The organism is Mesorhizobium sp. B2-4-2 (assembly GCF_006442845.1).
Taxonomy (GTDB): domain Bacteria; phylum Pseudomonadota; class Alphaproteobacteria; order Rhizobiales; family Rhizobiaceae; genus Mesorhizobium.
Window position 1 is genome coordinate 530,523 of the sequence record NZ_VFVM01000001.1, and the last position, 21,283, is coordinate 551,805.

The following is a 21,283-nucleotide window of genomic DNA, read 5'->3' on the forward strand; positions in this document are numbered from 1 at the left end:
TCTTACTGGACAAGCACGGCACGTCCGCACGTTGCGCCGGTGACCCGGACGTCGGCTTCACCGAGACGCACGCCAAGAGCTCCGAGCAGATTGGTAAGCAACGTGTCGACCGGAGCTGTTACGCTGTTCAGAAGTGCCACCACTGGCGGGCTTACGGTTGCGATCAGCGTGTTCAGATTCAGCAGCGGCAGACCGAGTAAATTCGCCGTCAGCGACAAATCGCTGACCAGCGACGTAGTCAACGACTGGGTAAAATTTTGGGTGTAAGCGGTCCTTATCGTCTTGGCATCGATATCGGCCTTGTTGAAAGTCAACGTCGTTGGCGTGTTGTTGGCCATGTCGAACGCCGCTGAGCCCACCACCGACAGCACCGGGATGATCAGAAGTTTCACGCTCGCGATTTCCGTGTTGGAAAACGTCTCCTTGTTGGTGAAATCGGCAAAGCCGGCGCTGCTGCTGTCGCCGAGATGCCCTTCGACGATACCGGGACGGGTGGCGATGGTCACCTTGATGCTGCTGGGGCCTGTCGGACAACTTATGTCGGTGAGCTTGGCCTCGGCATAGGCGACTTCGACATGCAGAGGCAGACTGAACGACACCAGGGTGATACCGCCTCCGACATTGCTGTTGCCGGCTCCGATCTTCACCACCAGCTTGATACCGGTCTGGGCCGTCCGCACAATGGTGCCGACTTCGCCAACCTTCAGCCATGGCGAGGATTGCGGCGGTTCGCCAAAGGCGATGGCGAGCGTGCTCGACAGCACCCCCGGTATGCCGGTGCTGAGACCGAGGTCGATCTGCTTCGAACCGTTTGCCAGTTCGGCGGCGGCCATCAGCATTCCCATCGCGCTGGCGTCAACGCCAAGGCCGGCCGGCCTCTGCCCGAGGCCAAGTCTGCCGAGGGGGCCGAGGTCAATGAGATGGCTGAGCGGAATTTTGACCGTGTTGGTCGATTTGCTTGCCATGGTTTGCAAGGCGACCTTGGCCGTGTTGCCGAGCCCGGGAACATTGGCCATGGCGGTGGCGATCTGGCCGACTGTAGCCTTTGAGGCCAGAACGTCCGAATAGGTCACGCCCGTCAGGTTCAATTGCACCGCCAGGGCATCGACGAAGGAAAGCACGCTGACATCGGCGGAGATCAATCCGTTGTAGTCCATGACGCTGAGCGAGATGTTACCGCCTAGGAGGCCGCCGAGAAGCGCGTTGAGGATGGGGCTGTTGCTGGTATTGACGCTGAGCAACCTCGATCCGACCGAGAAAGTGGCCTGTGGCGTCATGCTGGCGGTGGCTTCGGTGCCGATGATGGGCGTTGGGATCAGCGAGCTTGCGAAATAGCGGTTGGGGATCTTGCGCAGGGTCACATGAACCGCGTTGTAAGGGGTTACGCCTGCTTGGAAGCGTTGATCCACATTGACCGAGGATGCCCCTGCATATCGGCCCCGCGTGACCGTCACGACGGTTTTGCCCACCGCCGCGGGAATGGTTTGACCCGAGCCCTGAACGACGACACCTGGCATCCCGTTGTCGGTGAGCGTGGTCAAGACCGCGGTCTGGACGTTGTTGATGTTCGAAGCCGCGGTGATCGCTGCCAGGTCGACCATCGCCTGTGCTTCTCGGCGCTCGGTGTAAATGGAGGCCTCGTCGATCGCCACCGCCGCCAGCGCCAGCGCGACCGGCGCGCTCAACGCCGTCATCACCGTGAAATTCGCTCGCCGGTCACCAAGCATCAGGCGTGCAAGCCTGCCAATCTTCAAGTGCGCGCAGAGCAGCATTCAGATGCCCCCGACCCTGATCGTTGATTGGCGTTTGATCGTTGTACCCGGCATGGCTATGCCCGGAAAGAGATTCCAGATCGGCAGGTTTCGGGCATCGTACTGGATCGACACCACGAACTGATTGCCGTCCGCCGTGCTGTCATTGGCCTGATAAGTCAGCTTGCTGGCGTCGACGAAGGGATATCCACCGGCATTATTGGCGAGAAACGAGGCCACGAGCGTCTGCCGCTCGGTCTGGTTCAGCCCCGAGATGGCCGTCCGGGCGGCGTCCGCCGCGATCTGCTGTATTGAATTGGCCGCGCCGAAATAGACACCGTATGCAACCATTCCGAGCAGGAGAAGGATGAATATCGGTGATAGCAGAGCGAACTCAACCGCCGAAGTTGCCGAAGTGTCTGTCTGGAATCGGCGCCCCTGGATCCGGCGAATGAGGTTCTGAACCATGCCGCCGAGCATGCCAAAGTTCGCATGCAAAAAGCGAAAACTCTAGGCGCAACCTGGAAGTGTGTATGATTGAAAAGCTACGCTAATTTAGCCGCGGCTTCTTTGATTCCTGGCTATTGACTTAGGGTCAATCAGTACTCGGTTGAAAAGAGCTTGCCGCCTGTCTAGTCTCCTGCCACCAGCCGACGGAGGGAACCGGCGGCGCGCTCAAAGGGGCCAGACATCGGTCCCGGGGCGTCAACACGCAAAGGCGCGCCGTTGGCAGCGCCGACAGGGAGAAACTTCATGCTGAAAAACATGCTGAAGGCGACGGCATTCGCCACAACCATGGCGCTGGCCGCCGGAACATTCTACACGCCGGCCTTTGCCGAGGTCGTCTACAACAGAGGCACTGCTGCCGAATCCGAGTCGGTTGATCCGCATAAGACCTCGACGGTCTATGAAGCCAACGTCTTGCGCGACCTGTTCCAAGGGCTGGTGATGCAGGACCAGAAGGCCAACGTCATCCCCGGCGCCGCCGAGAGCTGGACGGTGTCGGATGACGGCACCGTTTACACCTTCAAGCTCAGGAAGGACGGCCAGTGGTCCGACGGCAGCCCGGTGACGGCCGAAGACTTCGTCTTCGCTTTCCGCCGCCTCGAAGACCCGGCGACGGCCGCCGAATATGCCTCGATGCTCTATCCCGTCAAGAACGCCGAGGAAGTCAACACCAAGAAGGGCAAGCCCGAGGACATGGGCGTCAAGGCCATCGACGCGACCACCCTTGAAGTGACGCTGAAGGCGCCGACGCCCTATTTCCTCGAAATGCTGACCCACCAGGCGACCTATCCGGTCAACAAGGCGTCCATGGACAAGCTCGGCGCCGACTGGATCAAGCCCGGCAATCTCGTTTCCAACGGCCCCTATACGTTGGCCGAGTGGGTTCCCAACGATCATATGAAACTGGTCAAGAATCCGAAATTCTGGGATGCCGGAAGCGTCAAGATCGACGTCGTCAACTACATCCCGACAGAGGATCGCTCCTCGGCGATGAAGCGCTTCGAGGCCGGCGAACTCGACAGCTACGACGATCTACCGACCGAGCAGCTCGCCGACCTCAAGGCCAAGTTCGGTGATCAGATCAAGGTGGGGCCGTATCTCGGCACCTATTACTACGCGATCAAGACCGACAAGAAGCCCTGGGACAATGTCGAGCTGCGCAATGCCATCTCGATGGCCATCGACCGCGATTTCATTGCCGAAAAGGTCTGGCAGAATTCAATGCTGCCAGGCTATTCGATGGTCCCTCCGGGCATCGAGGGCTACACGCCGGCGATGGCCAAATATGCCGACATGTCGCAGATCGACCGCGAGGACGCAGCCAAGAAGATACTCGAGAAACTCGGTTACACGCCGGAGCATCCGCTGAAGATGGAGATCCGATACAACACCTCGGAGAACCACAAGAATACCGCGGTCGCCATCCAGGAACAGCTGAAGCCGCTCGGCGTCGACGTCACGCTGCTCAACACCGACACCAAGACCCACTACTCCTTCCTCGAGCAGAGGGGTGACTATGACGTTGCGCGCGCCGCCTGGATTGCCGACTACAAGGATCCCGAAACCTTCCTGGGCATCTCGCGCAAGGCCAGCGGCAACAACTATTCGGTCTATGACAGCCCGCAATATGAGGCTGCCATGGACAAGGCGGCCGCCGCCGGCGGCAAGCCGGAAGAGCGCATGAAGGAACTCGCCGCCGCCGAACGTGTCCTCGTCGACGACGTCGGCCAGATCCCGCTTCTCTACTATAGCTACCACGATATCGTTTCCCCGAAGCTGCACGGCTTCGTCGACAACGTCATGGACGTGCATCCGTCCCGCTTCATCTCCAAGGATTGAAAACCTTGATCGAACCGCCGCCCGTTCAGGACGGCGGTTCGATCTGTCGTCGCATGGGGCCCGAAAGTCGAAATCGATTTTCGCAGGCCATGGTGCGAAGATGAGAGGTGCCAGAGCGCTGCGGGCGTCCGGTTGGATGCCCGTCACCCTGGCCGAAGCAGGGCACCGCCGATGCTACGCTACATTTTCAGGCGGCTTCTGACCGCCATTCCAACGCTATTCGTCATCGTGACCTTGGCGTTCTTCCTGATGCGCGTCGCACCGGGCGGCCCGTTCAACCAGGAGCGGGGCCTGAGCCCCGAGATCAGGGCCAATCTTGAAGCCCAGTTCGGGCTCGCCGACCCGCTCTGGCTGCAATATGTCCACTATCTCGGCAATCTCCTGCGCGGCAATTTTGGCCCGAGCTACAATATGCCGGACTTTACCGTCACCGAGCTTTTCGCGAAGGGCTTGCCTATTTCCATTCAGCTCGGCGCCTCCGCGCTGATCTTGGCGCTGCTGCTCGGCAGCGTGCTCGGTACCATTGCGGCGCTCAACCAGAACAAACTTGGCGACTACACGGTGATTGCGCTGGCAACCGCGGGCAGCACCATCCCGACCTTCGTCATCGCGCCGATTATCCAGCTCGTGTTCGGATTGACCTGGAAGCTGTTGCCGATCGGCGGCTGGGGCGATGGCGCGCTTATCAACAAGATCGGTCCCGTGCTGACGCTTGCCCTGCCGCAGATCGCCATCGTCGCCCGCCTGATGCGCGGCTCGATGATCGAATCGCTGCGCTCGCATCACATCCGCACGGCGCGCGCGCTCGGCCTGTCCGACTGGTCGGTGGTGGTCAAGCACGCGCTGCGCGGCGCCGTCCTGCCGATCGTCTCCTTCACCGGTCCGGCTGCCGCCGCCCTGCTCACCGGCTCGATCATCGTCGAGACGATCTTCTCCATTCCCGGCGTCGGGCGCTACTTCGTCGATGCCGCGCTCAACCGCGACTACACGCTGGTGATGGGGACGGTGGTGGTCATCGCCATCTTCACCATCGTCTTCAACCTGATCGTCGACGTCATGTATGCCGTCGTCGATCCGAGGGTGCGCTATGACTGATATCGCGATCGCCGCACCGGTCGTCGGCCGTTCGCTGTGGGGCGATGCCTGGGCGCGCCTCAAGGCCAACCGCGCTGCCATGTTCAGCCTCTACTATCTGATCCTGATCGCCGTGATCAGCGTGTTCGGGCCCTGGTTCGTGCCGCACCAATACACCACCATCTATGGTGATTATGTGCGTACGCCGCCGAGCCTGTCGGCCTATCCGAAGGCGGACATGATCGAGACCGCGCTTAATGAGGCGATCAAGCGCATGCGTGTCGACATCAAGGACTGGCGCCAGGACGGCAATCGCGTCTTCGTCACCGTCACCTCCAGCAAGGCGATCGACGACCGCAACATCCGCTATCTCGACCGGTCCGACGCCTTCGACGACACCAGGATCGAAAGCAAGTCGCCTGACGGCCTCGAAGCGACGATGAGCGCCTCGGTCAAGCAGCAATATTTTCTTTTCGGCACCGACAACACCGGCCGTGATCTGTTGTCGCGGACGCTGATGGCCGGGCGTGTCTCGCTGGCCATCGGTCTGCTCGCCGGCGTCGTGGCCGTGGCCATCGGCGTGCTCTACGGCGCCACTGCCGGCTTTGCCGGAGGCAGGGTAGACGAGGTGATGATGCGCATCGTCGACGTGCTTTATTCGCTGCCCTTCATCTTCTTCGTCATCATGCTTGTGGTGTTCTTCGGCCGCAACTTCGTGCTGATGTTCCTGGCGGTCGGCGCCGTGCTGTGGCTCGACATGGCCCGCATCGTGCGCGGCCAGGCGCTGTCCATCCGCCGCCAGGAATATGTCCAGGCGGCAGAGGCCATGGGCGTCGGCCAGCGCGGCATCCTTTTGCGCCACGTCATTCCCAACCTGCTCGGGCCGGTGGTGATCTACATGACGCTGCTGGTGCCGCAGGTCATTATCCTGGAGAGTTTTCTGTCGTTCCTCGGGCTCGGCATTCAGGAGCCGATGACCAGCTGGGGCGTGCTGATCTCGGTCGGCGCCAAGAACATCGGCACTGCAAACTGGCTGCTTCTGTTCCCTGCCTTCTTCCTGGTCTCCACCTTGTTCGCCCTGAACTTCGTCGGCGACGGCCTGCGCGATGCGCTCGACCCCAAGGACCGCTAAGATGGACGCAGCAGAGACCATCCTCAGCGTAAAAGATCTTCGCGTGCGCTTCCGCACCCTCGACGGCGCGGTCGAGGCGGTGAAAGGCATCAACATCCACGTCAAGGCGGGCGAAACCGTCGCCGTGGTCGGCGAATCCGGCTCAGGCAAAAGCCAGACGATGATGGCGGCGATGAGCCTGCTGGCCTCCAATGGAGAAGCCACCGGCAGCGTCGATTATCGCGGCCGTAATCTTCTGACGCTAAGCAAATCCGAGCTGAACAAGGTCCGCGGCCGCAAGATCAGCATGATCTTCCAGGAGCCGATGACCTCGCTCGATCCGCTCTATTCGATCGGCAACCAGCTGATCGAACCGATCCGCCGGCACCGGGGCTTGAATGCGGCGCAAGCGCGCGAGGAGGCGCTCAACCTGCTCAGGCTGGTGCATATTCCCGATCCCGAACGGCGCATGAAATCCTATCCGCACGAAATGTCGGGTGGCCAGCGCCAGCGCGTCATGATCGCCATGGCTTTGGCAAACGATCCCGATATCCTGATTGCCGACGAACCAACGACGGCGCTCGACGTCACCATCCAGGCGCAGATCCTCATGCTACTTGCCGAGCTGCAGCGCAAGCTCGGCATGGCGATCGTCTTCATCACCCACGATCTCGGCATCGTGCGGCGCTTTGCCGACCGGGTCTATGTCATGCGCTCCGGCGAGGTGGTGGAGGAGGGGGACGCGCAAGCCATCTTCGCCAGTCCTCAGCATGCCTACACCAAGATGCTGCTGGCGGCCGAGCCGACCGGGACCAAGGCGCCGCCGCCGGCCAATGCGCCCGTCCTGCTCGAAGGCAGAAACGTCGAGGTCACCTTCCGCATCGGCGGCGGCTTTCTGGCCGGCGAACCGCTGATGCTGCGCGCCGTCGACCATATCTCGATCAGGCTGAGGCGCAATCAGACGATCGGCATCGTCGGCGAATCAGGCTCTGGAAAATCGACGCTTGGCCGCGCTTTGCTGCGGCTGTTGCCGAGCGATGGCGTGATCCGCTTCGGCGACCGCGATATCTCGACCGCCGACCGCCAGACGATGCGGCCGCTGCGGCGCCAATTGCAGCTGGTCTTCCAGGATCCGTTCGGTTCGCTGTCGCCGCGCATGACCATCGGCCAGGTCATTACCGAAGGGTTGCTGGTGCATGAACCGAACCTCTCGGGCAAGCAGCGCGACCAGCGCGCCGTCGAGGCGCTGCGTGAAGTCGGCCTCGATCCCAATTCGCGCAATCGCTATCCGCACGAATTCTCAGGCGGCCAGCGCCAGCGCATCGCAATCGCCCGGGCCATGATTCTCAAGCCCAAGCTGGTGGTGCTGGACGAGCCGACCTCCGCCCTCGACCGCTCGGTGCAGAAGCAGATCGTGGAGTTGCTGCGCAAGCTGCAGGCCGACCATGAGCTGTCTTACCTCTTCATCAGCCACGATCTGGCCGTGGTGCGCGCCATGGCCGACTACATCATCGTCATGAAGCAGGGCAAGATCGTCGAGGAAGGGCCGACGGAAGACATTTTCAGCAATCCGCAGGCCGGCTACACGCAGACGCTGATGAGCGCCGCAATCGATGTCACGCGGTTTCGCTTGAGTGCGTGAGGCGAGCCGGGGCGGCGGCGCCTCAGCTCAACTCGCCAGCCCTGGGCATTTGCGCGCCCTGGCGGCGGCCATGGCCGCTTGCTGCTGCTTCAGCCGATCGATCCTGGTCGTTTCGCGATTGGCGACGGCGGCCTTGACGCTTGAGCCGCCCAGCAGCCATCTCGGAACACTGGTGCTGGCGACCTTGCCCCGCGTGATGGCTGTCTGCGAGATGCCTTTGGCGGCTTCGCCTATGGCGCTGTTCAGTTCGGCGCATGTCATCTTGTCGTAATTCGCCGGATCGATCGATCCGCTGGTCGACGCGCAGCCTCCGACAAGGGCGAGGAGGAGCACGGGGATGAACGGCCTGCTGGGGGTCGAATGCAATTTCATGTCCACGACCTTACTCCAGCGTAAGCGACCATGGCCACCCTCCGATATGTCCGCATGCGTGCGTACGCCGAAACGAACCGGGGTCATTCACATTCACGACGGACACGAGTTCGACCTCGGCGGAACCCTTGAAAGAGAGCCTGCGAGCCCCATCTGCGTTGACAAATATTCCTGGTTGGTTGATGGCTGAGGCGATATCCTATATCAGCGGACAGAACGAGCTTGTCATTGCGCGGCTATTGCCTACATCGATCGTTTGTCGAAAATTTTGGATTCTTTTTGGCTGAAATGGAATAGTCATTCCATGAAAAGTTGGATCAAGAATTCAAAAGAGCCGGCAAAGGCGCTGCCGAAGGCTGGCAACGTACAATCAATACTCATAAATCAGACGAAGTTTATCGGGGATGTTGTTCTAACTTCGGTTCTGGTCAGGCATCTGCGGGCAGAGTTTCCGAACGCGACGATCACCATGCTATGCCAGGCGGCGCTGGCGAAATTCGTTCTGGAGCAAGGCATCGCCGACAGCGTGGTTTCGCTCGATCGCGGCAAAATGCGCGGCTCCCCTTTCGAGCGCATGTCCGGAATGACCAGGCTCCTGCACGATCTGAGGAAGTCGGATTATGATCTTATCATCGATCTGTCCGACTCCAAGACATCACGGCTTGTGATGCGCTTCGTCAAGGCGCCTTTTCGCGTAGGCTATGTTCCATCGGAGCAGCCCCTGAAATTCTGGGAGCGCCAAAGCGCCAACATCTTTGCCGCCACATACGGCCATGGCGGCGAGCATTATCTGCATCGGTACCTGTCGCCGCTGTTTGCCCTTGGCATTCCTGTGACCGATCCTATTCCGTCCCTCAAGCCAACCGAATCCGGTTCGCGTCAGGCAAAGCAGCTGCTTGCCCGACACGAATTGGAAACGAAGTCGTTTGTCGCCGTCCATGCCGGCGCCAGTTTCCCAGGCCGTTGCTGGCAGCCTGACCGTTTCGCATCGGTCCTGGGAGAGATTTACCGTCGAAAGGGTCTCCGGGCGGTCATCGTTGGCGGCCCGGACGAGGCAGGTATCGCAGGCAAGGTGTTGGATGCGGCAACATCGCCGATCGTGAATCTCGTTGGCCAGGCACCCCTGACCACCCTTTTGCCCCTGCTGGGCGAGGCCCTGATCTTCCTGGGCAACGAAAGCGGACCCATGCACCTGGCCGCGGCCATGAAAACGCCCGTCGTTGGCCTGTTCGGTCTGACCCAACCTGACATCTGGGGGCCTCTTGGCGTTCCTAACCGTACGCTGCAGCCTCCGATGCCATGCAAGTGCATAGCGCCGGGCCTCTGCAAGGTGGGCAATGCAGGGGGCGTTTATTGCGTTCAACGGCTTGACGCCGCCGACGTCACCAAAGCGGCAATCGAACTCATAGAACGCGTCAGCTAAACCAATTCCAGGAAAACTGCGCAGCGGTTTTTCCGTCCGGAATTGCGTAAAGCGATGAATTGGAGCCGGAATTGCGTAAAGCGATGAATTGGAGCAGGCGACGATCAAACATCGAGCCGCTGCAGCGGGAACAACAAACACGCGTATCGCTTTGTTTTTCTGGTCGGAGTGGCAGGATTTGAACCTGCGACCCCCTCGTCCCGAACGAGGTGCGCTACCAGGCTGCGCTACACTCCGTGACCAGACGCGGGCTTATAGCCGCCGCATCTGGTTCCTGCAAGCGTCAATGGCAGCACTTCTGTCGCATTTCGCCAGCTTTCTTCGCGAGCCTGTTTCAGCGCCTCGAATAAACGCCGCTTAAAGGCTTCCGTGGTAGGGCACTCCTCGGCAAACGTTTGCGCGATTTGTGTTTCCAGCCGCCCGGAGATTTCCAGTCTTGACCCTCAGGATCGTTGGCGAAGCACGGCCCAACAGTTTCGGATTGCCGGAGCTTGTCGTGGTGGTGGAGAGCCCGGTATCGTGGCAGCGGCGCCGGCAGACGTTCGACGCGGTGCTGCGCCGTAGTCCGGAAGTCGGCGCCTACAACCAGATCTTTTGACAAGGGCATCATGAGCCAGCGCATCGTCAGTTTCGTCATGAGCGGCGGCGTCGGCTCGCGGCTCTGGCCGCTGTCGCGCGAGGACAATCCCAAGCAGTTCCACGACCTTTCGGGCGACGGCTCGATGCTGGCAAAGACCTTGCGCCGGCTGGCGTCACGGCCCAGCGGCGATACGCCCATCTTCATGATCGCTTCCGAACGCCATGCCGAGCGCGTCCATGCCGATCTCGCCGGCATAAACCTTGCCGGCGGTGGGCCGCTGTTCGAACCTACCGGCCGCAACACCGCCGCGGCGGTGGCGCTGGCAAGCCTGCGCACGCTCGCCGAATTCGGTGACGAACTGGTGCTGGTGGTGCCGTCCGATCACGAGATTTCGACCGCGCGGCAATTCTGGCAGAGCGTCGAGGCGGGCACCGCCGCTGCCAGCGCCGGGCGGCTGGTGGTGTTCGGCCTCAAGCCGACACAGCCGGAGACCGGCTATGGCTACATCGAAGTCGCCGCCGAAAGAGCAGGCGTGTTCGATGTCTCGCGCTTCGTCGAAAAGCCGGACCTTGCCACCGCCCAGGCCTATCTCGAAGCCGGCAATTTCCACTGGAACACCGGCATCTTCCTGTTTCGCGCCGGCGCCATGCGTGATGCTTTCGCAGCTTTCGAGCCGAAGATCTGGCAGGCGACCGAAGCTGCCTACAAGGCTGCGACATCGGACCTTTCCGGCTTCTACATGCCGCTGGACCTCTACGGCGCCATTCCTTCGGTCTCGATCGACTATGCCATCATGGAGCGGGCAAAGGACATCGCCATGGTGCCGGCCAGCTTTCGCTGGAACGATCTCGGCTCCTGGCAGTCGCTGCTCGATGTCGGGCCTGCCGATAGCCAAGGCAATGTCATCGCCGGCGACGTCGTCGCCATCGATTGCGAGAATTCCTACATTCGCAGCGATGGCCGGCTGCTGTCGGCCATCGGCATGAGAGATGTCGCCATCGTCTCGACATCGGACGCTACCTTCGTCGCCCCGGTCAGCCATAGCCAGCACGTCAAGAAGATCGTCGAGCAGCTCGAAAAATCCGGCCGGTTGGAAACCCGCTTCACGCCTGCCCACGACCGGGTCATCGAAAGCGGCGCTTGGCGTCGCCGCGTCCATCACTGGCTGTTTCAGGAGACGCTTCCGCTGTGGTCGACATCAGGCGTCGACGAACGCTATGGCGGATTCCACGAGGCTCTTGGCTTCGACGCCACGCCGCTGATGAAGCCCAAGCGCATGCGCACGCAGGCCCGCCAGGTCTACGCCTTTGCGGTCGCCAAGCAACGCGGCTGGGACGGCCCGGCCGACCGGCTCATCGCCCACGGCATCGACTTCATGGCCGGAAGCGGCCGAACGGCAAGGGGCGGCTGGGTGCGTACCCTCGACATCGACGGTTCGGTCGCCGACCCGGTCGAGGACGCCTACGATCATTCCTGCGTGCTTCTGGCGCTGGCGCATGCCCACATGTCGGGCCATCCGGATGCGCTGCGGCTCGGCGAAGAGACCTTCGCCTTCCTCGATGCCCATCTCGAGGATAGCCGCATGACCGGCTTTCTCGAAACCTCGGACGGGCAGGGCGAGCGGCGCTCCAATCCGCACATGCATTTTTTGGAAGCCTTCCTCGCCTGGCACGAGGCGACAGGCGAGCGCGCTTATCTGCGCCGCGCGGCACGCATCATCGACCTGTTCCGCAACCACTTCTTCGATCCCGAAAGCTGGACGCTGGGTGAATATTTCGACGCCGGCTGGAGGCCCGTGGCGGGCGAGAAGGGTACCTGGACCGAGCCCGGCCATCATTTCGAATGGGCCGCGCTGCTTGTCGATTTCGCCGCTCTTAGCGGCCAGGCCGAACTGAGTGGCTTCGCCAGGAAACTCTATGCCTCGGCCATCGCCAATGGCCTCAACCGCGCCACAGGCCTTGCGTATGGCGCCGTCTCCCGGCAGGGTCTGCCGCTGGACCTGGTCTCGCGTAGTTGGCCACAGGCCGAAGCGGTCAAGGCGGCGATTGCGTTGGACGGTTCTGGCGGACCCGATCTCAAGCCGGAGATCGAGGAACGCGTAGGCCGGCTGTTCCGCTGGCACATCGACCCGGCGCCGCTGGGTCTGTGGATCGACCGCGTCGACGAGCGCGGCCGCTCGCGGGCATCAGATGTGCCGGCCAGCATTTTTTATCATCTCGTGTGCGCGCTCACGCAGTATCTGGATGGGACTGCCGAGAAGGGCGGCTGAGAAAGAGGCGCTGTCCCGACGACATTTTGCTCAATAAGGGCTGACCACATCCCCGGTCTCGACATAAACCGCCTTCATCTGCGAATAGAGCGCCAGCGCGGCCAGTGAATTTTCTCGCCCAATGCCGGATTGCTTGACACCGCCGAAGGGGATTTCGACCGGGGTCAGGTTGTAGGTGTTGATCCAGCACGTGCCGGCCCGCAGCTCGGCGATGACGCGGTGGGCGCGCGACAGGTCGCGCGTGAACACGCCGGCCGCGAGACCGAACTCAGTGTCGTTGGCGCGCTCGACCACCTCGTCCTCGCCGTCGAATTTCAGCACGCTCATGACAGGCCCAAAGATTTCTTCGCGCGCGATGCGCATGCTGTCGCTCACCCCGGTGAACACCGTCGGCTCGACGAAGAAGCCGCCTTCAAAACCTTGCAGCGAAGGCACGTTGCCGCCGCAGGCGAGCGTGGCGCCTTCTTGCTTGCCCGCCGCGATGTAGGAGACGACCTTCTCCTGCTGTGCCTTGCTGACCAGCGGGCCCATCTGGGTTTCGGCATCGAGTGGGTCGCCGATGCGGATCTTCTTGGTTCGCTCGACGAGCCGGTCGACGAAGCGGTCATGGATGCCCTTCTGGACGAAGACGCGCGTGCCGTTGGAGCAGATCTGCCCCGTCGAATAGAAATTGCCGAGCATGGCGCCGCCGACGGCATTCTCGAGATCGGCGTCGTCGAAGACGATCAGCGGCGACTTGCCGCCGAGTTCCATCGTCGCGTGCTTCATCTTCGAGCCGGCGAGCGACAGCACCTTGCGGCCGGTCGGCACCGAGCCGGTCACCGACACCTTGGCCACGACATCGTGGCTGACTAGGCTGGCGCCGACATCGCCATAGCCTTGCACGACGTTGAACAGCCCGTCGGGCAGGCCTGCCTCGCTGTAGATCTCGGCCAGGGCCAATGCCGACAATGGCGTGTTTTCCGATGGTTTGAACACCATGGCGTTGCCCATGGCGAGCGCGGGCGCGGATTTCCAGCCGGCGATCTGGATTGGATAGTTCCGGGCGCCTATGCCGACGCAAACGCCGAGCGCCTCGCGCCGCGTGTAGGCGAAGGCCCCGCCCAAATCGACAGCCTCGCCATTGTAAGCTGCAACCGCGCCGCCGAAATATTCCAGGCAATCCGCGGCCGATGGCGCATCCGCCACCAGCGTTTCCTGAATCGCCTTACCGGTGTCGAGCGTCTCGAGGCGGGCAAGATCGGCGTTGCGGGCGCGCAAGATGTCGGCGGCGCGGCGCAGGATGCGGCCGCGCTCCACCGGCTTCAGCCGCGCCCAAGCCGGTTGCGCGGCACGCGCAGCCTCGATGGCGAGTTCCAGCACGTTCGGCGTCGCCGAGCGCAGCAGGGCGATGGTCTCGCCGGTTGCCGGATAGATGACCGGCAGTGGCGCGCCTTGCTCGTCGTCTATGTAGCGTCCGTTGACATAGTGCGATGCCGTTGGCTGGGCGCGCATGGGCTTCTCCAAATCGTCTTAGCGGCATGCCGATCGTGCGGTTGCACGATCATGCTCTATCTGTCGGACGCCTGCCAGCGGGGATTGATCCATGGTTCCTGGTTGGAAGGCGCCAGCGGCGTGCGGCCGAGAATGTGGTCGGAAGCCTTCTCGCCAGTCATGATCGACGGCGCGTTGAGGTTGCCGTTGGTGACGCGCGGGAAGATAGAGGAATCGGCTACCCGCAGGCCCTCGACGCCGATCACGCGGCATTCCGGATCGACGACGCTCGTGACCTCGTCGGCGCGGCCCATCCGGCAGGTGCCGCAGGGATGATAGGCGCTTTCGGCGTGATCCCTGATGAAGATGTCGAGGTCGTCGTCCGATTGCACGTGGCTGCCGGGCGAAATTTCCTGGCCGCGGAAGCCGTCGAAGGCCTTCTGGCCGAAAATCTCGCGCGTCAGCCTGATGCAGTGGCGGAACTCGCTCCAGTCGTCGGGATGCGACATGTAGTTGAAGTGGATCACCGGTTTCGAATTCGGATCCGGCGAGCGCAGCGTCACCGAGCCGCGCGACTTCGAGCGCATTGGCCCGACATGCGCCTGAAAACCATGCGACTTCGCCGCCGCCTTGCCGTCATAGCGCACCGCCGCCGGGATGAAGTGGTACTGGATATCAGGATAGTCGACCCCGGCGCGCGAGCGCACGAAGGCCGCCGCCTCGAAATGATTGGTGGCGCCAAGGCCGGTCTTGAAGAACAGCCACTGCGCCCCGATCATCGCCTTGGAAAACGGGTTGAGCACCGAATTCAGCGTGATCGGCTTTGTCGATTCCTGCTGGATATAAAGTTCCAGATGGTCCTGCAGGTTGCGGCCGACGCCGGGTCTATCGGCCACCACCGCGATGCCGTTTTCCCTGAGATGTTCCGCAGGCCCGATGCCCGACAGCATCAGGATTTTCGGCGAGTTGATCGACGATGCCGCGACGATCACCTCACGTCGCGCCTTAACGACTTGAATCTGTTTGCGAGCTTCGATTTCGACCCCGATGGCGCGTTGATTCTCGATGATCACCCGTCGCGCAAAGCCCTTGACCAGGCTTACGTTTTTGCGCCTGAGCGCCGGCCTCAGATAGGCTGATGCCGCCGACCAGCGGCGGCCGCCGAAAATGGTCTGCTCCATCGGGCCGAACCCCTCTTGCCTGGAGCCGTTATAGTCGTCGGTCAGTTCGAAGCCGGCCTGGCGGCCCGCTTCGACGAAGGCGCCATAGAGCGGATTTTTCCGCGTGCCGCGCCGCACGTGCAGCGGCCCACCACGGCCCCGCCAGCCGTCCTCGCCGCCCTCCGCATCTTCCATGCGCTTGAAATAGGGAAGCACGTCGGCGAAACCCCAGCCGGCGGCTCCCTGTTCGGCCCAGTGGTCGAAGTCGCGGGCGTGGCCGCGCACATAGACCATGCCGTTGATCGAGGACGAGCCTCCGATCACCTTGCCGCGCGGCGTCGCCAGCACGCGGCCGCCGAGATGCGGCTCGGGCTCGCTGGCAAAACCCCAGTCGTAGAGGCTCATATTGAGCGGGATCGACAGCGCCGATGGCATCTGGATCAGCGGCCCGATATCGGAGCCGCCGAATTCGATAACGATGACCGAGTGCTTGCCATCCTCCGACAGGCGATAGGCCATGGCCGAGCCGGCGGAGCCGGAGCCGATGATGACGAAATCCGCTTCAAGCATTGTTCATATGCGCCCATCGTTCATATGCGTGATGAAATCGGCGAGCGAGACATTGCCGCCGGTAGCCACCACAAGGACGGTCTTGCCGGCCACATCCACCTTGCCGCCGAGCAGTGCCGCCAGCGAGGCAGCTCCGGACGGCTCAAGCACCAGCTTCATCCGCTCGAAGGCGATTTTCATTGCCCGCCGCACCAAGGCGTCGTCGACAGTGATGCCGCGAACGCCGGCGGTTCTGACCGCCGCGAACGGCGCGTCGCCGGGCCGCCGCGACATCAGCCCGTCACAGATCGAATTCGGGGCGAGCGGCATGGTCTCGATGCTGCCATGCGCCAGCGAGGCGCCCATGCCGTTGAAACCTTCGGGCTCGACGCCGATGATTTCTGTGGCCGGCGACAGGTAGTGGAAAGCGAGCGAAACGCCGCCGATCAGGCCGCCGCCGCCGACCGAGCAGAACAGCACGTCCGCCTTCGCGCCCTTGGCAGAAAGCTGCTCCAGCGCCTCCAGCCCGGCACCTGCCTGGCCGGCGACGATTTCCGGATCGTCGAAGGGATGCAGCAATGTCAGCCCTTCGGTCTCGGCGATCTCGCGCGCCTTGGCGGCGGCGACTTCCTCACGCGCGCGCTCGCCGTGATCGGTAAGCACCACGCGCGCGCCGTAGCCTGCTGTGGCGTCGCGCTTGGCGGCCGGCGCGTCGATCGGCATGACGATGGTAACGGGGATGCCGAGCGCCTGGCCCGCAGCCGCCAGTCCTTGCGCAAAATTGCCGGAAGAATAAGCGACGACGCCCTTCTTGGCTTCGTCGGGCGACAGCCGCTTCAGCCGCCAATAGGCGCCCCGAACCTTGAACGATCCCGCCCATTGCAGCGATTCCGCCTTGACGAAGACGCGAGCGGCGCCGGTTTCCCTGGCGAGCGCCGCCGATTCCAGCAGCGGCGTGATCTGCGTCGCCTTGGCGGTGACCGCATAGGCTTGCTTCAGGTGGTCGAGTGAGGGGACAAGCGTAGTCATCATTCGCCTCGCGGATACCGCTTGCTCTCTTCGAGATTGTCGAGGTTCATGTGGTTGCGCATGTAGCGCTCGGACGCTTTCTGCAGCGGCTGGAAATCCCAAGGGTAGTAGGCGCCGTTGCGCAGCGCCCGATAGACGACCCAGCGGCGCGCCTGGCTTTCGCGCACCGCAGCGTCGAAGGCGGCCATGTTCCAGCGCGCCCGCACCTTGTCCATGAACGCCGCGACCAGCGGTTCGTTGGCCGGATCGGCCGCGAGGTTTTCCCGCTCCAGCGGATCGGATTGGAGATCGAACAGTTGCGGCGCATCGAGCTCGCAATGGACGAACTTGTATCGGCCCTCGCGGATAGCCACCAGAGGCGCGTATGAACCCTCAGCCGCATATTCCATCAGCACAGGCGCGCTGCGCCGCTCACCGTCGATCAGAGGCAGCAGCGATTGGCCATCGGTCCATGGCGAGACGGCATCGATGTCGATGCCAGCGAGTTCGCAAAGCGTCGGCGTCACGTCGAGATTGGAAACCGGCGCTTCGATCAGCCCGGCCGCAACGCCCCTGCCGGCAATCATCAGCGGCACCCGCGCCGAGCCCTCGAAGAAGCTCATCTTGAACCACAGGCCGCGCTCGCCGAGCATGTCGCCATGGTCGGAGCAGAACAGGATGGTGGTGTCGTCAAGCATGCGCGTCCGCTTGAGGACGTCTAGGAGCTCGCCGAGCTTGTCGTCGACATAGGAAATATTGGCGAAATAGCCACGCCGCGAACGGCGCACCTGCTCAGGGGTGATCTGGAACGACGGATAATCGCTGGCGACATACAGCCGCTGCGAATGCGTATCCTGTTCGTCATACGCAATGAAATTGGTTTCCGGGTCGAGCGCTTGGCAATTTTCGTAGAGATCCCAGTACTGCTTGCGCGCGACATAGGGGTCGTGCGGATGTGACAGCGAAACGGTCAGGCACCAGGGCCGGCGCTCCTCATCATCCTGCTCCCGCGAAAGCTGGTAGAGCTTCTGCGTGGCGAGGAACACGACCTCGTCGTCATATTCCATCTGGTTGGTGGTTTCCGCAATGCCGGCCCCGGTCACCGAACCCAGATTGTGATACCACCAGTCGATGCGCTCGCCGGGCTTACGATAATCCGGCGTCCAACCGAAATCGGCGGGGTAGATGTCCGTGGTCAGCCGTTCCTCGAAGCCGTGCAACTGGTCCGGCCCGACGAAGTGCATCTTGCCCGACAGGCAAGTATGGTAGCCGGCGGCGCGCAGATGATGAGCGAAGGTCGGGATCGACGAGGCGAACTCGGCGGCATTGTCATAGACTCCGGTGCGCGACGGCAACTGGCCGCTCATGAACGAGGCACGGCCCGGCGCACAGAGCGGCGAGCCGGTGTAATTGTTGCGGAAGCGCGCTGAGCGGGCGGCCAACGCCTTCAGATGCGGCGCGTGCAGGAAGTCAGCCGGCCCGTCCGGAAAGAAAGTTCCGTTGAGCTGATCGACCATGACGATCAGGAAGTTAGGGTGCTTGCGTGTCACTGCGTCTGCCGTCCGCTGAGTTTCGTTTCGAGATAGTCTTCGACCAATGCGATCGCGGTCGCGGCATCGGGCACGCCGTCCTTGAGCGCGCGCCGGATGTAGAGCCCGTCGATCATCGCCGCCGTCGCTTCGGCGACGCGGTCGGCCTCGGCTCGGGACAGGATGCCGGCCAGCCCGCTCATCAGGTTCGAATGCAGCCGCCGCGCATAAATCCTGAGCAGCCGGCGCAGCGCAGCCGATTTCTGCGCCTCGACATAGAAGGCGAGCCAGGCGGCGATCGTTTCGGCTCGGAACTGGATGTCGGAGAAATTGACGGCCACGACCGCCGAGACGCGCTCGCGTGGGGAACCGGCGGATTGAAGCGCGCGCCGCATGTCTGTGGTCAGTTCGGCCAGGATATGCCGCATCGTCGCGAACAGCAGCTCATCCTTGGCGCCGAAATAGTGATGGGCCAGCGCCGACGACACGCCGGCGCGCCCGGCGATCTCCGACATCGTCACGTCAAGCGAGCCGCGCTCGCCGATCGCCGAGATCGTCGCGTCGATGAGCGCTTTACGGCGCAGTGGCTCCATTCCGACTTTCGGCATGCTGTTCCCATTGTTTCGGTGAAGATTATTTTTTATTGACGGGTCAATCAACAAAAATTCAGCCCAAACAACAACCGATTGTCGGCTCTGGCTCATCCCGCGGACTGGAAAACGGTTCATTATTGAACAATATTGAGTGCTCAGGCCGCGATATGACGTGTTAGGATCCGCGGCAAATGGAGGTTGCCATGACCGCATGCATCGTTGGCTGGGCGCATTCGCGCTTCGGCAAGCTTGAAGGCGAAACATTGGAGAGCCTGATCGTCAAAGTGGCAACCGAGGCGCTCGACCATGCCGGCATTGGCCCGGACGACGTCGACGAGATTGTGCTCGGACATTTCAACGCCGGCTTTTCCGCACAGGATTTCACCGCCAGCCTTGTCCTCCAGGCCGACGACCGGCTGCGCTTCAAGCCGGCGACGCGCGTCGAGAACGCCTGCGCCACCGGTTCGGCCGCTGTCCGGCAAGGCATCCGCGCCATCGATGCCAATGCCGCCCGCATCGTGCTGGTGGTCGGCGCCGAGCAGATGACCACGACGCCCGGCCCCGAGATCGGCAGGAACCTGCTGAAAGCCTCCTATTTGCCCGAGGATGGCGACACGCCGGCGGGCTTTGCCGGCGTCTTCGGCAAGATCGCGCAAGCCTATTTCCAGCGCTATGGCGACCAGTCGGATGCGCTTGCCATGATCGCCGCCAAGAACCACAAGAACGGCGTCGACAATCCCTATGCGCAGATGCGCAAGGATTTCGGCTACGAATTCTGCCGCCAGGAGAGCGAGAAGAACCCCTTCGTCGCTGGCCCGCTGAAGCGCACCGACTGCTCGCTTGTCTCCGACGGTGCCGCCGCTCTCGTCCTCACCGACACAGCGACGGCACTGAAGATGCGCCGCGCCGTCACCTTCCGCGCCAACGAGCACGTGCAGGATTTCCTGCCGATGTCGAAGCGCGACATCCTGACCTTCGAAGGCTGCGAGCAGGCCTGGAGCCGGGCGCTCAGGAATGCCGGCGTGACGCTTGATGATCTCTCCTTCGTCGAGACGCATGACTGCTTCACCATCGCCGAATTGATCGAATATGAAGCCATGGGCCTGGCGAAACCCGGGGAGGGCGCGAGGCTGGCGCTGGACGGCACGACCGCAAAGGACGGACGGCTGCCGGTCAACCCGTCCGGCGGCCTGAAGGCGAAGGGTCATCCGATCGGCGCCACCGGCGTGTCGATGCATGTGCTGAGCGCCATGCAGCTCGTCGGTGAGGCCGGCGGCATCCAGGTGCCCAACGCCAAGCTTGGCGGCATCTTCAACATGGGCGGCGCGGCGGTCGCCAACTACGTTTCCATTCTCGATCGGATTCGGTAAAAGCGACCCGCATCCGCGGGGGCAACATGACAAATCCGGTTCTGATCGAAGTTCTGCGTGGCGCCATCGTCGAGAGCGCGCACCGATGCGCGGTCGCGGTTTTCGACGCCGATGGCAGGCCGGTTCTCGAGATCGGCGACACATCGAGGCCGGTGTTTCCGCGCTCCGCGGTCAAGGCGATCCAGGCGCTGCCTCTAGTCGAAAGCGGTGCTGCCGATGCCTACGGCTTCGGCAACTGCGAACTGGCGCTGGCCTGCGCCTCTCATTCGGGCGAACCGGCCCACGTCGAACTGGCGCGGTCGATGCTCGCCAGGGCCGGGCTGGACGGGTCGGCGCTTGAATGCGGCGCGCATTGGCCGTCGAGCCATGAGGCGACGATCGCACTCGCCCGCGCCGGCGGTTCCCCGAACGCTTTGCACAACAATTGCTCCGGTAAGCATTCCGGCTTTCTTTGCACCTGCGTCCATTCAGGCGTCGAGCCTCAAGGCTATGTCAGGGCGGATCACGCCTTGCAGGAGATGGTGCGCGACGCTATGCAGGCGGTGACAGGAGCTCGCCACGGCGCCGACGAGCGCGCGACCGACGGCTGTTCGATCCCGACCTACGCGGTGCCGCTCAGGAGTTTCGCGCTTGGCTTTGCCCGCATGGTGACCGGCACCGGCTTCGCGCCTGGGCGCGCCAAGGCGGCAAAGCGATTGTTGTCGGCTTGCATGGCCGAGCCGTTCTTCGTCGCCGGCACAGGCCGCGCCGATCTCGCGCTGATGCAGGCGGCGCCCGGCCGAATATTTGCGAAGGGCGGCGCCGAAGGGGTCCATTGCGCGGCGCTTCCCGAGCTTGGCCTCGGCATCGCACTCAAATGCGATGATGGTGCCGGCCGGGCCGCCGAATCCATGGTGGCCGTAATCATCGCCCGACTGCTGCGCGCGGACGAGGTTTTGGCGGCGAAGCTGCTCGAAATGGCGAATGCACCCATCGAAAGCCGGATAGGCGCCAAGGTCGGTGCGCTCAGGCCGACGGCGGCACTGGCCTGAGA

17 protein-coding genes and 1 tRNA gene are annotated in these 21,283 nt (G+C 62.7%); 9 read left to right on the forward strand and 9 right to left on the reverse strand.

Annotated elements, in window-relative coordinates; all coding sequences use genetic code 11:
* Positions 1-2: 2 nt before the first annotated feature.
* Together FJ942_RS02550 and FJ942_RS02555 are read right to left on the reverse strand one after the other, a co-directional pair.
* The gene (locus FJ942_RS02550) at positions 3-1,772 is read right to left on the reverse strand and encodes a TadG family pilus assembly protein (protein WP_140897167.1); all 1,770 of its coding nucleotides are present in this window, start codon (positions 1,770-1,772) and stop codon (positions 3-5) included.
* The gene (locus FJ942_RS02555) at positions 1,773-2,219 is read right to left on the reverse strand and encodes a TadE/TadG family type IV pilus assembly protein (protein WP_140897235.1); all 447 of its coding nucleotides are present in this window, start codon (positions 2,217-2,219) and stop codon (positions 1,773-1,775) included. It lies immediately after the preceding gene.
* Between the two features lie 285 nt (positions 2,220-2,504).
* Between FJ942_RS02555 and FJ942_RS02560 the strand changes: the two genes are divergently transcribed.
* The 4 genes from FJ942_RS02560 (at position 2,505) to FJ942_RS02575 (ending at position 7,924) form a co-directional block, all read left to right on the forward strand.
* Positions 2,505-4,097, forward strand: coding sequence for a peptide ABC transporter substrate-binding protein (locus tag FJ942_RS02560; protein WP_140897168.1), 1,593 nt, complete (start codon positions 2,505-2,507; stop codon positions 4,095-4,097).
* 171 nt (positions 4,098-4,268) lie between these two features.
* Positions 4,269-5,192 (forward strand): ABC transporter permease subunit, encoded by a 924-nt coding sequence (locus FJ942_RS02565; protein WP_140494801.1) that lies wholly within the window; start codon positions 4,269-4,271, stop codon positions 5,190-5,192.
* Positions 5,185-6,303, forward strand: coding sequence for an ABC transporter permease subunit (locus tag FJ942_RS02570; RefSeq protein ID WP_140494797.1), 1,119 nt, complete (start codon positions 5,185-5,187; stop codon positions 6,301-6,303). Before FJ942_RS02565 ends, FJ942_RS02570 begins: the two co-directional genes overlap by 8 nt.
* A gap of 1 nt (position 6,304) precedes the next feature.
* Positions 6,305-7,924, forward strand: a complete 1,620-nt coding sequence (locus FJ942_RS02575) for an ABC transporter ATP-binding protein (RefSeq protein ID WP_140520752.1) — start codon at positions 6,305-6,307, stop codon at positions 7,922-7,924.
* Positions 7,925-7,951: 27 nt separating this feature from the next.
* Here FJ942_RS02575 and FJ942_RS02580 read toward each other — a convergent pair whose 3' ends face one another.
* The gene (locus tag FJ942_RS02580; RefSeq protein WP_140555952.1) at positions 7,952-8,296 is read right to left on the reverse strand and encodes a hypothetical protein; all 345 of its coding nucleotides are present in this window, start codon (positions 8,294-8,296) and stop codon (positions 7,952-7,954) included.
* 304 nt (positions 8,297-8,600) lie between these two features.
* Here FJ942_RS02580 and FJ942_RS02585 point away from each other — a divergent pair, with 304 nt between their 5' ends.
* Entirely contained in the window at positions 8,601-9,719 is a 1,119-nt protein-coding gene (locus FJ942_RS02585; RefSeq protein WP_140520751.1) for a glycosyltransferase family 9 protein, read from the forward strand.
* A gap of 160 nt (positions 9,720-9,879) precedes the next feature.
* Here the strand turns inward: FJ942_RS02585 and FJ942_RS02590 are convergent.
* A tRNA-Pro gene (locus tag FJ942_RS02590) sits at positions 9,880-9,956 on the reverse strand.
* Positions 9,957-10,155: 199 nt separating this feature from the next.
* On the opposite strand from FJ942_RS02590, the gene FJ942_RS28400 reads away from it, so the two are divergent.
* Positions 10,156-10,317: a hypothetical protein gene (locus FJ942_RS28400; RefSeq protein ID WP_181167741.1), complete on the forward strand. Its 162-nt coding sequence runs from the start codon at positions 10,156-10,158 to the stop codon at positions 10,315-10,317.
* Positions 10,318-10,327: 10 nt separating this feature from the next.
* Complete coding sequence (locus FJ942_RS02595) at positions 10,328-12,568, forward strand: AGE family epimerase/isomerase (RefSeq protein WP_140494790.1); 2,241 nt, start codon at positions 10,328-10,330, stop codon at positions 12,566-12,568.
* 30 nt (positions 12,569-12,598) lie between these two features.
* Here the strand turns inward: FJ942_RS02595 and betB are convergent, their stop codons facing one another.
* Genes betB through betI form a run of 5 tightly spaced genes read right to left on the reverse strand, consistent with a single transcriptional unit; the run spans position 12,599 to position 18,895 of the window.
* Positions 12,599-14,062: a betaine-aldehyde dehydrogenase gene (gene betB / locus FJ942_RS02600; RefSeq protein WP_140897169.1), complete on the reverse strand. Its 1,464-nt coding sequence runs from the start codon at positions 14,060-14,062 to the stop codon at positions 12,599-12,601.
* A gap of 56 nt (positions 14,063-14,118) precedes the next feature.
* The gene (betA, locus tag FJ942_RS02605; RefSeq protein ID WP_140567645.1) at positions 14,119-15,771 is read right to left on the reverse strand and encodes a choline dehydrogenase; all 1,653 of its coding nucleotides are present in this window, start codon (positions 15,769-15,771) and stop codon (positions 14,119-14,121) included.
* Positions 15,772-15,774: 3 nt separating this feature from the next.
* The gene (locus FJ942_RS02610) at positions 15,775-16,782 is read right to left on the reverse strand and encodes a threonine/serine dehydratase (RefSeq protein ID WP_140520747.1); all 1,008 of its coding nucleotides are present in this window, start codon (positions 16,780-16,782) and stop codon (positions 15,775-15,777) included.
* On the reverse strand, positions 16,779-18,308 hold the full coding sequence (betC, locus tag FJ942_RS02615; protein ID WP_140897170.1) for a choline-sulfatase: 1,530 nt from the start codon (positions 18,306-18,308) through the stop codon (positions 16,779-16,781). The genes FJ942_RS02610 and betC overlap by 4 nt, the downstream gene beginning before the upstream one ends.
* Positions 18,305-18,895, reverse strand: a complete 591-nt coding sequence (gene betI, locus FJ942_RS02620) for a transcriptional regulator BetI (protein WP_140897171.1) — start codon at positions 18,893-18,895, stop codon at positions 18,305-18,307. The genes betC and betI overlap by 4 nt, the downstream gene beginning before the upstream one ends.
* 188 nt (positions 18,896-19,083) lie before the next feature.
* Between betI and FJ942_RS02625 the strand changes: the two genes are divergently transcribed.
* Positions 19,084-20,250 (forward strand): acetyl-CoA acetyltransferase, encoded by a 1,167-nt coding sequence (locus tag FJ942_RS02625; RefSeq protein WP_140520744.1) that lies wholly within the window; start codon positions 19,084-19,086, stop codon positions 20,248-20,250.
* Between the two features lie 26 nt (positions 20,251-20,276).
* On the forward strand, positions 20,277-21,281 hold the full coding sequence (locus FJ942_RS02630) for an asparaginase (protein WP_140897172.1): 1,005 nt from the start codon (positions 20,277-20,279) through the stop codon (positions 21,279-21,281).
* The last annotated feature ends 2 nt before the right edge of the window (positions 21,282-21,283 follow it).